Raw genomic sequence first — 13,960 nt, forward strand, 5'->3', positions numbered from 1 at the left:
CGCCAGGAGAGAGAGTGCCGTGGAAGGGGCGGGTGTCAGAACACGAAGCTGACGCCGGCCACCGGGCCCTTGAATTCCTGCTTCAGGCCGATGGTGCCGTCGCTGCCCTTCTTGTCCGCATCGAGCTTGAACCAGTCGTAGCCGGCGAACACACCGAAGTTCTTGGTGAAGCGGTAATCGACGATGGCGTTGGCGCGGCTCAGATCGCCCTTGTAGTCATCGAAGCTGCCCCAGCGCGTGTTGAGGTACTGGCCCTGCAGGGTGATCATCCACTTCTCGGACGGGGTGAAGCTCAATCGCGCACCGACCACCGGCGCCACGCCGTCGGTCTTCTCGTTGAGGAACTGGCCTTCGTACACGGTGCCGAGGTCGGCGTAGGCCTTGGTGCTGACCTTGGCGTACTCGGCACCCAGCTGCAGGCCGAGGTCGAACGTATCGGTGTCCACCACCGAGTAGTCATAGACCAGGCTGGCCACCTGGTACTTCAGTTCGCCCTTGACGAAGCTGCCGGACGGCACGTTGACGTCACCGAAGGAGATGTCCTGGCCGAGGGTCTCGCGGCGGTCCTTGTCGTACTTGAAATAGTTGAACAGCAGGCGTTGGCGGTTGCTGATGCGGAACATGCCGTCAATGCGCGGCTCCCACTCCTTGCCACCCAGCTTGAAGTCCTCGGAAAAGCCGATGTCCTGCCCGGCGACATTGGTCTTGCCGCGGAGCGTGTTGTCCGAGTCGATGTTCATCGCACCCAGGCGCAGGGCAAAGCGGTCGTCGCCTTCGGCGGCGTGGGCAGCGGTGGCGAACGAGGCGCCGGCGGCGATCAGGGAGAGAGCGAGCAGGGTGGGTACGGGGCGCATCGAAGAGTCCTTGCAGTGGTTCATCAGAATGAAGACCACTGTGCCGGACAGGCCCGTCCACCATCCGTGAACGTATGGTCCACGGCATGTGCACGGTTCAGTGCTGTCGCGACGATGCAAAAAGATGGCCCCGGAGACGGGCTTCGGGGCCATCGTGGGACCTGCGGGGTGGAGCCGACGAGGATGCTGCAGGCAGGTCGAAAGATCGGACCCGCGCATCCGGCGAAAGTTCCTCGCCTGCGACCAAAGTTCAATACTGCGGTGCAGCATCATGCGGAAGTCATTGTCCCCCGGGTGGTACGCAAAAATGTAACCGTTACCGCAACTTGCGGCTTCCCGGGATGAACAGGCAGCGGTTGTCTCGCAAATTGTCCCATTGCTATAATTTGGCGGCTCGATGAGGCCCCCCTGCTGTAGCCGCCTCAGCCTTCCACTTGCAACCACGCGGGACGTCCTGTGCTGAACTCCGTTGATGCGGGTCGGCGACTGATGCTGCGCGCCGCGGTCTACCCGCTGGCCGCGGTCGCTGTCCTGGCCCTGGCCTTCCTGCTGGTCGGTCCGAAATATGCCCTCGGCGCGCTGGCGTCCGGTGTGGCCATTTCGGCCGGTGGCTGGGTGGCGGCAAGGATGGCGCTGGGGGGTGGGGCGGTGGCCGCAGGATCGGCGATGGCTCGCCTGATCATTGCGATCGTGGCCAAGTGGGTCGTGGTTTTCGGCGTCCTGCTGGTGGGGTTCCTGGTCTTCAAGCTGCCTGCATTGGCGCTGTTGGCCGGTATCGCCGTCGGCTTGATGTTCCAGGTCCTGGCGATGGCCAGGCGTTGACAGAATTCAATTAACTGAAGGTTCCGGACACATGGCGGGCGAGGCTCTAACCCCTACCAGCTACATCCAGCATCACCTGCACAACCTGACCGCGCCGGTCGGCAAGGGTGAGGGTATGTTCTGGCATATCCACGTCGATACCTTCCTCACCGCGGTCCTGATGGGCCTGGTGATCGTTGTCGCGTTCTGGCTGGGCACCCGCAAGGCCACCGCCGGCGTGCCTGGCAAGTGGCAGGCCTTCGTCGAGATCTGCCTGGAGTTCGTCGACCGCCAGGCCAAGGACACCTACCACGGCAAGAGCAAGCTGGTCACGCCGATCGCCATCACCATCTTCTTCTGGATTCTGCTGATGAATCTGCTGAAGATGATCCCGGCCGATTTCATCGCCAAGCCGCTGGAATGGGCGGGCGTGCACTACTGGAAGCCGGTCCCGACCGCTGACGTCAATGCCACCCTGGGCATGGCCATCAGCGTGTTCTTCCTGATGCTGTTCTTCGCACTGAAGTCGAAGGGCCTGGGCGGCTTCATCAAGGAATTCCTGACGGCGCCGTTCGGCAAGTGGATGATGCCGTTCAACCTGATCCTCAACATCGTCGAGTGGCTGAGCAAGCCGATCTCGCTGGCGATGCGACTGTTCGGCAACATGTTCGGCGGCGAAATCGTGTTCCTGCTGATCTGGGTGCTGGGTGGTGCCGGTTTCTTCGGTGCCATTGCCGGTGGTGTGTTCGGCCTCGGCTGGATGCTGTTCCACCTGCTGGTGATCCCGCTGCAGGCCTTCATCTTCATGATGCTGTCGATCGTGTACCTGAGCCTGTCGGAAGACGCTCACTGAGTTTCAAGCTTCAACGCGTTTCAACCTTCATCCGTTTCATCACCCTTAGCAACTTAAGTTCCTGGAGATAACCATGTACTTCGCCGTCCTGACCAACTTCGCGCAGATTCAGAGCTCCACCGCCCTTGCCGTCGGCATCATGATCGGCCTGGCCGCGCTGGGCGCCGGTCTGGGTCTGGCCATCATGGCTGGTAAGTTCCTGGAGTCGGCCGCCCGCCAGCCGGAACTGATCCCGGTCCTGCAGGTCCGCATGTTCATCACCGCCGGCCTGATCGACGCCGCGTTCATCATCTCGGTCGCCGTTGGCCTGCTGCTGGCCTTCGCCAACCCGCTGTCGGCTGCCTTCGCTGGCGCCGTCACCAAGGCTCTGGCCGGCTGATACAGCGGTTTGAGACGACCGGGTGCTGATGCACCCGGTTTCGGATGAAGGCCGGATGTGCCGCTTCGGCGGCGCGTCCACCCCGAAACCAGCGATCGAGCTAACCATGAATATCAATTTCACCCTTCTTGCGCAGGCGCTGGCCTTCGCTGGTCTGATCTGGATCATCGCGACCAAGATCTGGCCGCCGCTGATGAACGCGATCGAAGAGCGCCAGCAGAAGATTGCTGAAGGCCTCGCTGCTGCCGACCGCAGCCAGAAAGATCTGGCCCAGGCGCAGGAGAAGGTCAACGAAGCGCTGAAGGAAGCCCGCACCAAGGCCAACGAGATCATCGATCAGGCCCATGCGCGTGCCAACCAGATCGTTGATGCTGCCCGCAACGAAGCGATCACCGAAGCCACCCGTCAGAAGGAACTGGCCCAGGCTGAAATCGACGCCGCCGCCAACCGTGCCCGTGAAGATCTGCGCAAGCAGGTGTCCGCGCTGGCCGTGACCGGTGCCGAAAAGCTGCTCAAGCGCGAAATCGACGCCAACGCCCACAAGGCGCTGCTCGACGAGCTGGCCTCGGAGATCTAAGGATGAGCCAGGCCCTCACGCTTGCCCGCCCGTACGCCCGCGCCGCGTTCGCGACCGCGCGCGACGAAGGCGCGTTCGCGCCGTGGTCGGACGCCCTGGCGTTCTCCGCCCACGTCGCCGCCGACCCGCGCGTGGCGGCCCTGCTCGCCAACCCGGAGCTGGGTCGTGACGACGCCGTCGCCCTGCTGGCGCCGGTGTCCCACGGCGAGACCTACTCGCGCTTCCTGGCCATCCTGGCCGAATCGCATCGTCTGCCGCTGCTGCCGGAAATCTCCGGCATGTTCGACGCCCTGCGCGCCGAAGCCGAGCACGTGGTCAAGGCCACCGTCACCTCGGCTGCCGAGCTGTCGGCCGGCGAGCTGGACGCGATCAAGGTCGCGCTGCGCAAGCGCTTCAACCGCGAGGTCGACGTGACCACTGCGGTCGATGCTTCGCTGATCGGCGGCGCCGTGATCGACGCCGGCGACGTGGTCATCGATGGTTCGCTGAAGGGCAAGCTGGCCCGTCTGCAGACCGCGCTCGCTAACTGAATTCATTTAACGTCCGGCCCCGCTGCCGGCACTAGGACTTGACGATGGCAACCACGCTCAACCCCTCCGAAATCAGCGAACTGATCAAGAACCGCATCGAGAAGGTCAAGCTGGCCGCGGAATCGCGCAACGAAGGCACCGTGACCAGCGTGTCCGACGGCATCGTGCGCATCTTCGGTCTGGCCGACGTGATGCAGGGCGAAATGATCGAACTGCCGAACAACACCTTCGCCCTGGCCCTGAACCTGGAGCGCGACTCGGTCGGCGCCGTGGTCCTGGGTGACTACGAGCACCTGCGCGAAGGCGACGTCGCCAAGACCACCGGCCGCATCCTGGAAGTGCCGGTCGGTCCGGAACTGCTGGGCCGCGTCGTGAACGCGCTGGGCGAGCCGATCGACGGCAAGGGCCCGCTGGGCACCGACCTGACCGCTCCGGTGGAGCGCGTTGCTCCGGGCGTGATCTGGCGCAAGTCGGTCGACCAGCCGGTGCAGACCGGTTACAAGTCGGTCGACTCGATGATCCCGATCGGCCGTGGCCAGCGCGAGCTGATCATCGGTGACCGCCAGACCGGCAAGACCGCCATGGCGATCGATGCGGTGATCAACCAGAAGGGCACCGGCATCAAGTGCGTGTACGTTGCGATCGGCCAGAAGGCGTCGACCATCGCCAACATCGTGCGCAAGCTGGAAGAGAACGGCGCGCTGGCCCACACCATCGTGGTGGCCGCGACCGCTTCCGAATCGGCTGCCATGCAGTACATCAGCGCCTACTCGGGCTGCACCATGGGTGAGTACTTCATGGACCGCGGCGAAGACGCGCTGATCGTGTACGACGATCTGTCCAAGCAGGCCGTCGCCTACCGCCAGATCTCCCTGCTGCTGAAGCGTCCGCCGGGCCGCGAAGCCTACCCGGGTGACGTGTTCTACCTGCACTCGCGCCTGCTGGAACGCGCTGCCCGCGTGTCCGAGGAATACGTCGAGAAGTTCACCGAAGGCAAGGTCACCGGCAAGACCGGCTCGCTGACCGCGCTGCCGATCATCGAAACCCAGGCCGGCGACGTGTCCGCCTTCGTTCCGACCAACGTGATCTCGATCACCGACGGCCAGATCTTCCTGGAAACCGACCTGTTCAACGCCGGCATCCGCCCGGCCGTGAACGCCGGTATCTCGGTGTCGCGCGTCGGTGGCTCGGCCCAGACCAAGATCATCAAGAAGCTGTCGGGCGGTATCCGTATCTCGCTGGCCCAGTACCGTGAGCTGGCTGCGTTCGCGCAGTTCGCCTCGGACCTGGACGAAGCGACCCGCAAGCAGCTGGAGCGTGGCCAGCGCGTCACCGAGCTGATGAAGCAGAAGCAGTACGCGCCCATGTCGATCGCCAACCAGGCGCTGTCGATCTACGCCGTCAACGAGGGCTACCTCGATGACGTGCCGGTCAACAAGCTGCTGGCGTTCGAAGAAGGCCTGCACGCCCACTTCGCCAATACCCAGGGCGAGCTGATCAGCAAGGTCAACGCTACCGGCGGTTGGGACAACGACATCGAAGGTGCCTTCAAGAAGGGCATCGCCGAGTTCAAGACCACCGGCAGCTGGTAATCGCGGTCCTGTAGAGCGGAGCCCCAGGCTCCGCTGGACCAGATGACAAACGGTTGAACAACGCGGGGCATCAGCCCCGCGCCACGGGAAACAAGAGATGGCAAGCGGACGCGAAATCAAAACCAAGATCAAGAGCGTGCAGAACACCCGCAAGGTGACGCGCGCCCTGGAAATGGTCTCGGCCTCCAAGATCCGCAAGGCGCAGGATCGGATGAAGACCTCGCGTCCGTACGCGCAGGCGATGAAGCAGGTGATCGGTCACCTGGCCCAGGCCAGCACCGACTACCAGCATCCGTTCCTGGTCGAGCGTGAGCAGGTCAAGCGGGTCGGTTTCATCGTGATCTCCTCCGATCGCGGCCTGGCCGGCGGCCTGAACAACAACCTGTTCCGCAAGATGCTGGGCGAAGCCAAGGCATGGCAGGACAAGGGTGCCGAAGTGGACCTGGTGACCATCGGCCAGAAGGCTTCGACCTTCTTCCGCCGCGTGAAGGTCAACATGGTCGGCAGCGTGACCCACATCGGCGACGTGCCGAAGCTGGAATCGCTGATCGGTGTGATCAAGGTCATGCTCGACGCCTTCACCGAAGGCAAGATCGACCGCGTGTACCTGGTCTACAACCGCTTCGTGAACACCATGGTGCAGAAGGCCAGCTTCGATCAGCTGCTGCCGCTGCCGCCAGCCGAGAAGCAGGTCGCTCACCACGACTGGGACTACCTGTACGAACCCGATGCCGCGACCGTGCTCGAGCACGTGATGACGCGTTACATCGAGTCGCTGGTGTACCAGGCACTGCTGGAAAACGTCGCCTCCGAGCATGCCGCACGCATGGTCGCGATGAAGGCGGCGAGCGACAACGCCAACAAGCTGATCGGCACCCTGCAGCTCGTCTACAACAAGGCGCGCCAGGCAGCGATCACCCAGGAAATCTCCGAAATCGTCGGCGGCGCGGCAGCAGTCTGACCGCGTTCGTTCAAAGCACACATTAGAGGATGCAGCAATGAGTCAGGGCAAGATCGTTCAGATCATCGGCGCGGTCGTCGACGTCGAATTCCCGCGTGAATCGGTGCCGAAGGTGTACGACGCACTGAAGGTCGAAAACACCGAGATCACCCTCGAAGTCCAGCAGCAGCTGGGCGACGGCGTGGTGCGTACCATCGCCCTCGGTTCCACCGACGGCCTGAAGCGCAACCTGGTTGCCGTCAACACCGGCCGCGGCATCTCGGTGCCGGTCGGCGCCGGCACCCTGGGCCGCATCATGGACGTGCTGGGCCGTCCGATCGACGAAGCCGGCCCGGTCGCTGCCAGCGACAACTGGGAAATCCACCGCGCTGCGCCGTCGTATGAAGACCAGTCCCCGGCCACCGAGCTGCTGGAAACCGGCATCAAGGTCATCGACCTGATGTGCCCGTTCGCCAAGGGCGGCAAGGTCGGCCTGTTCGGCGGCGCCGGCGTCGGCAAGACCGTCAACATGATGGAGCTGATCAACAACATCGCCAAGGCGCACAGCGGCCTGTCCGTGTTCGCCGGCGTGGGTGAGCGTACCCGTGAGGGCAACGACTTCTACCACGAAATGAAGGACTCCAACGTCCTGGACAAGGTGGCGATGGTGTACGGCCAGATGAACGAGCCGCCGGGCAACCGCCTGCGCGTCGCGCTGACCGGCCTGACCATGGCCGAGTACTTCCGCGACGAGAAGGACGAAAACGGCAAGGGCAAGGACGTCCTGTTGTTCGTCGACAACATCTACCGCTACACCCTGGCCGGTACCGAAGTGTCGGCACTGCTGGGCCGTATGCCGTCCGCGGTGGGTTACCAGCCGACCCTGGCCGAGGAAATGGGCGTCCTGCAGGAGCGCATCACCTCGACCAAGAACGGCTCGATCACCTCGATCCAGGCCGTCTACGTTCCCGCGGACGACCTGACCGACCCGTCGCCGGCGACCACCTTCGCCCACCTGGACTCGACCGTCACCCTGTCGCGTTCGATCGCCTCGCTGGGTATCTACCCGGCCGTCGATCCGCTGGACTCCACCAGCCGCCAGATGGATCCGCTGGTCATCGGCCACGAGCACTACGACACCGCCCAGCGCGTCCAGCAGACCCTGCAGAAGTACAAGGAACTGAAGGACATCATCGCGATCCTGGGCATGGACGAACTGTCCGAAGAGGACAAGCAGGCCGTGTCGCGCGCCCGTAAGATCGAGCGCTTCTTCAGCCAGCCGTTCCACGTGGCCGAAGTGTTCACCGGTTCGCCGGGCAAGTACGTGCCGCTGAAGGACACCATCCGTGGCTTCAAGGCCATCGTCGATGGCGAGTACGACCACCTGCCGGAGCAGGCGTTCTACATGGTCGGCGGCATCGAAGAAGCGGTCGAGAAGGCCAAGAAGATGGCCGAGAAGGCCTGATCCGGGACGGGCGGGAGCGATCCTGCCCGACCTGACGCCGGCGCCGGGCAACCGCCCGCGCCGGTGGACCCCCACGGTGGCATTGCGCCGCCGCGAACAGCGAAGAGATTTGCATGAGCACGATCCGTTGCGACATCGTCAGCGCCGAGCAGGAAATCTTCCGTGGCGAAGCGACCCTGGTCGTGGCCACCGGTGAGCTGGGTGAACTGGGCATCGCGCCCAAGCACGCGCCGCTGATCACCCGCCTGAAGCCGGGCAAGGTGGTGGTCACCACGCCGAACGGCGAGCAGCTGGATTTCGCCATCTCCGGCGGTATCCTGGAAGTGCAGCCGCAGGTGGTGACCGTGCTGGCCGACACCGCGATCCGCGCGCAGGACATCGACGAAGCCTCGGTCCGCAAGGCCAAGGAAGAAGCCGAACGCATCCTGGCCAACCGCGGCGAAGCGATGGAAGTGGCCGAAGCCCAGCAGAAGCTGGCTGAAGCCGTCGTCCAGCTGCAGGCACTGGAACGCCTGCGCAAGAATCTCAAGCACTGAGGTTCGCGCTGCATCCACGAGAACGCCGGCCCTGTGCCGGCGTTTTTGTTTGGGGCGGGGCAGGGCCGATTGGGTAGAGCCGACGGGGTAGAGTCGACTGTCAGTCGACTACCGCGCGCAGCGCGGGATTTTCGCGACCTCACGGAAGAGCAGTCGACTGACAGTCGACTCTACCGTTCCGGTTCCCGCCCCCAATCCGGCATCCCGATTCCCGCCTCGTCTCAGCGATACACCACGTAGCGCATCAACAGGAACGACACGCATGCGAGCCCGCCTTCCACCAGCGGCTTGGCCAGCCACGTGAATTGCAGGCCCAGCGCCTGGTCGACCAGGCTGACCAGCAGCGTGCTCGTCGCCGTCAGCAGCAGCCACAGCCCGAAGAAACGTGCAAAGCGCTTCCATCCCAGCTTGCGGGTGCCGGCCTCGGCAAAGGTGTAGCGGCCGTTGAGCCAGAAGCCCAGCAGCATGCCGGCCAGGCGACCGGCGATGTTGGCCGGCGCGACCGGCATGCCCAGCGCGGTGGCGACCACGAACACCAGCCAATCGACCAGCAGCTGCACGAGCCCGATCACGAGGTAGGTGCTTCCCTGGCGGAGCAGGCTCATCGGCGTGGTGAAGGAGGAGGGATGCCCATGTTAACGGCCCACGCTCTAGAATCACCGGCAACGAACTACGGACTGCTGCTCCCATGACCCAAGCCCTGCACGTCATCATCCTCGCCGCCGGCGCCGGCAAGCGCATGAAGTCGGTGCTGCCGAAGGTGCTGCAGCCGATCGCCGGCCAGCCGATGCTGGCGCACGTGATCGATACGGCCCGCGAGCTGCAGCCGGAGGCCATCCACGTGGTTTACGGCCATGGTGGCGAGGCGGTGCGTCAGTACTTCGCCGGCCAGCCCGACCTGCAGTGGGCCGAACAGGTCCAGCAGCTCGGTACCGGCGACGCAGTGGCGCAGGCAATGCCGCAGGTTCCCGACGCTGCGCAGGTGCTGGTGTTGTACGGCGATGTGCCGCTGATCCGCGCGCAGACCCTGCGCGACCTGCTGGCGCAGCCGGGCCGGCTGGCAGTGCTGGTGGCCGATGTCGATGACCCGAGCGGTTACGGCCGGGTGCTGCGCGATGCAGAGGGCAAGGTGGGCTCCATCGTCGAGCAGAAGGACGCCACCGACGACCAGCTGCGCGTGCGCACGATCAACACCGGCATCATCGCCGCAGAGTCGACCGCGCTGCGCCGCTGGTTGTCGCAGCTGTCCAACAGCAATGCGCAGGGCGAGTACTACCTTACCGATGTGTTCGCGTTCGCCGCGCATGAGTACACCCCGGCCGAGATGGCCCTGGTCGCCGATGCACAGGAGGCCGAGGGGGCGAATGATCCATGGCAGCTGTCGCAGCTGGAGCGCGCCTGGCAGCGCCGTGCGGTGCGTGCACTGTGCGCTCAGGGCGCGCGCGTGCGTGACCCGGCACGACTGGATATCCGTGGCACCGTCACCGTGGGCAGCGATGTACTGATCGATGTCGACGTTGTTCTTGAAGGCAACGTCGTGCTCGGTGACGGCGTTACCGTAGGCCCGTTCAACCGGCTGAAGGACGTCAACCTGGGGCCCGGCACCGAAGTGCGCGCGCATTGCGACCTGGAAGGCGTGGTGACCGAAGGTGCCGCGCAGATCGGCCCGTTCGCACGCTTGCGGCCGGGTACCGTGCTGGCCGATGGCGTACACGTCGGCAACTTCGTCGAAACCAAGAAGGTCACCCTCGGCGTCGGCAGCAAGGCCAACCATCTCACCTACCTGGGTGACGCGGTGATCGGCAGCAGGGTGAACATCGGTGCCGGAACCATCACCTGCAACTACGATGGCGTGAACAAGTCGACCACCACCATCGGCGACAACGCCTTCATCGGCTCCAACAGCTCGCTGGTGGCGCCGATCACCATCGGCGAGGGCGCGACCATCGCTGCCGGGTCGGTCATCACCCGCACCGCGCCGGACGGCAAGCTGACGCTGGCACGTGCACGACAGGAAACCATCGATGGCTGGAAGCGCCCGGTCAAGAAGTCCTGAGCCACGGGTTCCGCGCACCGATGAGCTGGGTGTGCTGCCGGCGATCGAACAACGTGCCGGCGAACTGCTGAGGGGTCACGAGGCCTATCCGGTGTTTGCCAGCCACGGCCTGGACCTGCCGACGCTGCAGGAAGGCCTTGAGCGTGGGCAGCTGTGGGTGGTGGATGGCGCCGCCGGCGGTGTTGCCGGCTACCTGCTGGCCGGCGACCTGGCAGGCGAGTTCCATGTCCTGCAGATGGATGTGGATCCAGCGCACGCGCGTCGTGGCCATGGCCGTGCATTGCTGCGGCATGCCTTGGCGCAGGCCAGGGCCACTGGCTTTGCTGCAGCGGTGCTGACCACCTTGAGCGATGTGCCGTGGAATGCAGCCTTCTACGCCAGCGAAGGGTTCGAGGTCGTGCCCGAGGCGCAGTGGAGCGAGGGCCTGCGCGCGGTGATGGCCGAAGAGGCCGCGCTGGGATTTCCAATGCATCTGCGGGTGGCGATGCGGCAGGTCTGGTAGGTGCCGACCCTGGTCGGCACATCCACGCATGGCGTGGCTCTACTGACAGACCGAGCCAAGTCGGCAACTCACCCCACCGGCAACAGGATCGACACGCACAGCCCGCCATCACCGCGGTTCTGCAGCGACACCCGCCCACCGTGTGCCTCCACGATCTCGCGGGTCAGTGCCAGTCCCAACCCGGTACCGTTGCGCTTGGTCGAATAGAACGGCATCAGCGCGTTCTGCAGCACCTGCTCGTTCATGCCCTTGCCACGGTCCAGCACATCCAGGCGCAGCCATTGCGGCAACCGCGTCAGCTGCACCTGCACGTCATCATTGGGCGGATCGGCTTCGGCACAGGCTTCATGCGCGTTCTTCAGCAGGTTCAACAGCGCCTGCCCGAACTGCGCGATGTCGATCCGGCTGCTCAGTTCCTCGTCCGGTTCACGTTCCATGCCGAACGGAATCTGCTGGCGCAGGCTGGACAGGAAGGGCGCCCAGTGCACGGTCTGCAGTTGCGGTTGCGGCAGCTTGGCGAAGCGCGCATAGCCACGGATGAAGCCTTCCAGGTGGCGCGCGCGGTCTTCGATGGTGGTGAAGATCTCCGGCAGCCGATCGAAGCGCTCGCGCTGTACCAGCACGCCGCCGGAATGGGCCAGCGAGGCGATCGGCGCCAGCGAGTTGTTGAGCTCGTGGCTGATCACCCGGATCACCTTCTTCCACGTCTGCACTTCCTGGCGGCGCAGTTCGGCGGTGAGCAGGCGTACCAGCAGCAGGTCGTGCGGGCGGCCGTTGAGCTGGAAAGATCGGCGTGAGAGGTGATAGACCTGTTCGTCGTCCTCATCGCCGTCTTCGCCTTCCGCATGTACCGCGAACAGGCTGTCGCCGCCACGGGCGATGGCATCGCGCAGCTCCACCGGCACCTGCTCCAGCACCTCTTCCAGGCGCTGACCTTCCAGCTTCCAGCCGCCATGCAGCAGCTTGCGCGCGGCCAGGTTGGAGAACACCACGCGGGCGATGCCATCGCCGCCGGAAGCAATCAGCAGCATCGCCACCGGGGTGTTCTGTACCATGGTGTCCAGCAGCAGTTCGCGCTGCACCAGGCCTTGCCGCTGCTCGCGCAGCACGTCGCCCAGTTCGCGGTGCGCCTGCACCAGGTCACCCAGTTCGTCGTTGCCTGGCCAGTACACACCGAAGTTGTACTCACCGTCGCGGTAGCTGCTGGTGGTGCCGGCCAAGGCGCGCATCAATGAACGTACCGGCGCGGTTGCACGGCGCAGGGTCCACCACATCAGCGACAGCAGGATCAGCGCCGACACCGTGGTCACCACCCAGCCATGGTCCATCCAGTAGGCCAGCAGCCACGGCAACGCGGCGGCCAGCGCCAGCACCGGCAGCAGGCGCAGGAACAGGCGGAAGGTGAACGAGCGCCGTTTCATTCGCGTGGGATGCCGTGCCGGTCCATGCGCCGGTACAGTGCCTGGCGGCTCAGGCCGAGTTCGGCGGCGGCCTGGGCGATGACGCCGTGGTTGCGCGCCAGCACATCCTCGATGCGCGCACGGTCAGGATCATTGCCGGCACTGGCTGCCGGTCGCGGTGCAGGTGCGGCACGCGGCAGGTTCAGGTCGGCCACTTCGATGCGGTTGCCGGTCGCCAGCAGCTCGGCCCGCTGGATCACGTTGCGCAGTTCGCGCACGTTGCCGGGCCAGGGGTGCCGTTGCAAGGCCGCGGTGGCGGCGCTGGAAAGTGGCTTGCCGGCGGTCAGGAAGCGCTCGGCCAGGGGCACGATGTCGCCCGGGCGCTCGGCCAATGGTGGCAGTACCAGTTCCACCGTATTGAGGCGGTAGTACAGGTCTTCGCGGAAGGTGCCGTCGCGGATCATCGCCGGCAGGTCGGCATTGGTCGCGCTGACCACACGGACTTTGACCTGGCGCTCGCGATTGGAGCCAAGACGCTCGAAGCGCCCTGTTTCCAGCACACGCAGGAGCTTCATCTGGCCGCCCAGCGACAGGTTGCCGATCTCATCCAGGAACAGCGTGCCGCCGTCGGCGGCTTCGAACTTGCCCTCGCGTGCCTTGTTGGCGCCGGTATATGCGCCGGCTTCGGCACCGAACAGTTCGGCCTCGATCAGTTCCGAGGGCAGGGCGCCGCAGTTGACCGTGATGAACGGGCCCTTGGCCACCAGCGAGTTGGCCTGGATGATCTGCGCGATCTTCTCCTTGCCGGCACCATTGGGACCGGTGATCAGCACCGGCAGGTCGGAGCGCGCGACCTGGCAGGCCAGGGCAATGACGCGCTCGCTGGCCGGATCGGCGAAGACCGCACCACACAGCTCGTACTTCTCTTCCAGCGCATTGCGCTGGCGCAGCTCACGGCTGCGGCGGCGGTCCAGCTCGCGCCGCGCCTCGGACAGCTCGAGCAGGTTGTTGACCGTGGTCAGCAGCTTGCGGTCGTCCCAGGGCTTGGCCAGGTAGTCGGCGGCACCGGCCTTGACCAGGTCCACCGCGCTGCTCAGGTGGGTCCAGGCGGTGAGCAGGATCACCGGCAGGTCCGGGTGGCGTGCGCGGATCTGTGCGAACAGGTCTTCGCCCTCTTCGCCGGAGGTGGTGTCCTCGCTGAAATTCATGTCCTGGATCACCAGGTCGACCGGCTGCGACTCGAGCAGGGCCAGCCCTTCGGCCGGGCTCTGCGCCTGCAGGGTGTCGATGTCATGCAGGGAGAACAGCACGTCCAGCGCGGTGCCCACGCTGGCGTTGTCGTCGATGATCAGGATCGAAGGCATCAAGCAGTTCTGCAGAAAGGGATGGGCGGCGCCGATGGAGCCGTGTTCGTATCCATACGCCGGGAGAGCCCGGCGCCACCCATCAAGCATAGCCAAAGCCGTGGCGACGAG

General features: G+C 65.0%; 15 protein-coding genes. 11 read left to right on the forward strand and 4 right to left on the reverse strand.

The window, feature by feature from the left end; translation table 11 throughout:
• Positions 1 to 35: 35 nt before the first annotated feature.
• On the reverse strand, positions 36 to 854 hold the full coding sequence (locus tag AC5P7X_RS01095; protein WP_046984971.1) for a hypothetical protein: 819 nt from the start codon (positions 852 to 854) through the stop codon (positions 36 to 38).
• A gap of 456 nt (positions 855 to 1,310) precedes the next feature.
• On the opposite strand from AC5P7X_RS01095, the gene AC5P7X_RS01100 reads away from it, so the two are divergent.
• From AC5P7X_RS01100 to AC5P7X_RS01140, 9 genes are all read left to right on the forward strand, one after another.
• Positions 1,311 to 1,676, forward strand: a complete 366-nt coding sequence (locus AC5P7X_RS01100) for a hypothetical protein (protein ID WP_014648497.1) — start codon at positions 1,311 to 1,313, stop codon at positions 1,674 to 1,676.
• A gap of 31 nt (positions 1,677 to 1,707) precedes the next feature.
• The gene (atpB, locus tag AC5P7X_RS01105) at positions 1,708 to 2,508 is read left to right on the forward strand and encodes a F0F1 ATP synthase subunit A (protein ID WP_005411134.1); all 801 of its coding nucleotides are present in this window, start codon (positions 1,708 to 1,710) and stop codon (positions 2,506 to 2,508) included.
• Positions 2,509 to 2,581: 73 nt separating this feature from the next.
• Positions 2,582 to 2,887: a F0F1 ATP synthase subunit C gene (gene atpE, locus AC5P7X_RS01110; protein ID WP_005411133.1), complete on the forward strand. Its 306-nt coding sequence runs from the start codon at positions 2,582 to 2,584 to the stop codon at positions 2,885 to 2,887.
• Positions 2,888 to 2,993: 106 nt separating this feature from the next.
• Complete coding sequence (locus AC5P7X_RS01115) at positions 2,994 to 3,464, forward strand: F0F1 ATP synthase subunit B (protein WP_005419512.1); 471 nt, start codon at positions 2,994 to 2,996, stop codon at positions 3,462 to 3,464.
• Between the two features lie 2 nt (positions 3,465 to 3,466).
• Entirely contained in the window at positions 3,467 to 3,994 is a 528-nt protein-coding gene (locus AC5P7X_RS01120; RefSeq protein WP_005411131.1) for a F0F1 ATP synthase subunit delta, read from the forward strand.
• A gap of 44 nt (positions 3,995 to 4,038) precedes the next feature.
• Positions 4,039 to 5,586, forward strand: coding sequence for a F0F1 ATP synthase subunit alpha (atpA, locus tag AC5P7X_RS01125; protein ID WP_005419511.1), 1,548 nt, complete (start codon positions 4,039 to 4,041; stop codon positions 5,584 to 5,586).
• Positions 5,587 to 5,683: 97 nt separating this feature from the next.
• Positions 5,684 to 6,547: a F0F1 ATP synthase subunit gamma gene (gene atpG / locus AC5P7X_RS01130; protein WP_005411129.1), complete on the forward strand. Its 864-nt coding sequence runs from the start codon at positions 5,684 to 5,686 to the stop codon at positions 6,545 to 6,547.
• Positions 6,548 to 6,584: 37 nt separating this feature from the next.
• Positions 6,585 to 7,991, forward strand: a complete 1,407-nt coding sequence (gene atpD, locus AC5P7X_RS01135) for a F0F1 ATP synthase subunit beta (RefSeq protein WP_005419510.1) — start codon at positions 6,585 to 6,587, stop codon at positions 7,989 to 7,991.
• Positions 7,992 to 8,104: 113 nt separating this feature from the next.
• Entirely contained in the window at positions 8,105 to 8,527 is a 423-nt protein-coding gene (locus AC5P7X_RS01140; protein WP_005419509.1) for a F0F1 ATP synthase subunit epsilon, read from the forward strand.
• 221 nt (positions 8,528 to 8,748) lie between these two features.
• On the opposite strand, the gene AC5P7X_RS01145 is transcribed toward AC5P7X_RS01140, so the two are convergent.
• On the reverse strand, positions 8,749 to 9,132 hold the full coding sequence (locus AC5P7X_RS01145) for a GtrA family protein (protein ID WP_005419508.1): 384 nt from the start codon (positions 9,130 to 9,132) through the stop codon (positions 8,749 to 8,751).
• 83 nt (positions 9,133 to 9,215) lie between these two features.
• On the opposite strand from AC5P7X_RS01145, the gene glmU reads away from it, so the two are divergent.
• Entirely contained in the window at positions 9,216 to 10,583 is a 1,368-nt protein-coding gene (gene glmU / locus AC5P7X_RS01150) for a bifunctional UDP-N-acetylglucosamine diphosphorylase/glucosamine-1-phosphate N-acetyltransferase GlmU (protein ID WP_495214340.1), read from the forward strand.
• Positions 10,552 to 11,085, forward strand: a complete 534-nt coding sequence (locus AC5P7X_RS01155; protein ID WP_053497585.1) for a GNAT family N-acetyltransferase — start codon at positions 10,552 to 10,554, stop codon at positions 11,083 to 11,085. Before glmU ends, AC5P7X_RS01155 begins: the two co-directional genes overlap by 32 nt.
• Positions 11,086 to 11,153: 68 nt before the next feature.
• On the opposite strand, the gene AC5P7X_RS01160 is transcribed toward AC5P7X_RS01155, so the two are convergent.
• Together AC5P7X_RS01160 and AC5P7X_RS01165 are read right to left on the reverse strand one after the other, a co-directional pair.
• Positions 11,154 to 12,506: a sensor histidine kinase gene (locus AC5P7X_RS01160; protein WP_053497583.1), complete on the reverse strand. Its 1,353-nt coding sequence runs from the start codon at positions 12,504 to 12,506 to the stop codon at positions 11,154 to 11,156.
• Positions 12,503 to 13,849 carry a sigma-54-dependent transcriptional regulator gene (locus tag AC5P7X_RS01165; protein WP_134955876.1) on the reverse strand — a complete coding sequence of 449 codons (1,347 nt, stop codon included), beginning with the start codon at positions 13,847 to 13,849 and terminating at the stop codon, positions 12,503 to 12,505. Before AC5P7X_RS01165 ends, AC5P7X_RS01160 begins: the two co-directional genes overlap by 4 nt.
• Positions 13,850 to 13,960: the final 111 nt, after the last annotated feature.

It is taken from the genome of Stenotrophomonas sp. YJH_SMC_53 (assembly GCF_059369995.1).

What these genes read in the sequence shown, in the direction of transcription:
- AC5P7X_RS01095 (WP_046984971.1), bottom strand. Translation starts at nt 854, where the DNA reads ATGCGCCCCGTACCCACCCTGCTCGCTCTCTCCCTGATCGCCGCCGGC.
- atpB (WP_005411134.1), top strand. Translation starts at nt 1,708, where the DNA reads ATGGCGGGCGAGGCTCTAACCCCTACCAGCTACATCCAGCATCACCTG.
- atpE (WP_005411133.1), top strand. Translation starts at nt 2,582, where the DNA reads ATGTACTTCGCCGTCCTGACCAACTTCGCGCAGATTCAGAGCTCCACC.
- AC5P7X_RS01115 (WP_005419512.1), top strand. Translation starts at nt 2,994, where the DNA reads ATGAATATCAATTTCACCCTTCTTGCGCAGGCGCTGGCCTTCGCTGGT.
- AC5P7X_RS01120 (WP_005411131.1), top strand. Translation starts at nt 3,467, where the DNA reads ATGAGCCAGGCCCTCACGCTTGCCCGCCCGTACGCCCGCGCCGCGTTC.
- atpA (WP_005419511.1), top strand. Translation starts at nt 4,039, where the DNA reads ATGGCAACCACGCTCAACCCCTCCGAAATCAGCGAACTGATCAAGAAC.
- atpG (WP_005411129.1), top strand. Translation starts at nt 5,684, where the DNA reads ATGGCAAGCGGACGCGAAATCAAAACCAAGATCAAGAGCGTGCAGAAC.
- atpD (WP_005419510.1), top strand. Translation starts at nt 6,585, where the DNA reads ATGAGTCAGGGCAAGATCGTTCAGATCATCGGCGCGGTCGTCGACGTC.
- AC5P7X_RS01140 (WP_005419509.1), top strand. Translation starts at nt 8,105, where the DNA reads ATGAGCACGATCCGTTGCGACATCGTCAGCGCCGAGCAGGAAATCTTC.
- AC5P7X_RS01145 (WP_005419508.1), bottom strand. Translation starts at nt 9,132, where the DNA reads ATGAGCCTGCTCCGCCAGGGAAGCACCTACCTCGTGATCGGGCTCGTG.
- glmU (WP_495214340.1), top strand. Translation starts at nt 9,216, where the DNA reads ATGACCCAAGCCCTGCACGTCATCATCCTCGCCGCCGGCGCCGGCAAG.
- AC5P7X_RS01155 (WP_053497585.1), top strand. Translation starts at nt 10,552, where the DNA reads ATGGCTGGAAGCGCCCGGTCAAGAAGTCCTGAGCCACGGGTTCCGCGC.
- AC5P7X_RS01160 (WP_053497583.1), bottom strand. Translation starts at nt 12,506, where the DNA reads ATGAAACGGCGCTCGTTCACCTTCCGCCTGTTCCTGCGCCTGCTGCCG.
- AC5P7X_RS01165 (WP_134955876.1), bottom strand. Translation starts at nt 13,849, where the DNA reads ATGCCTTCGATCCTGATCATCGACGACAACGCCAGCGTGGGCACCGCG.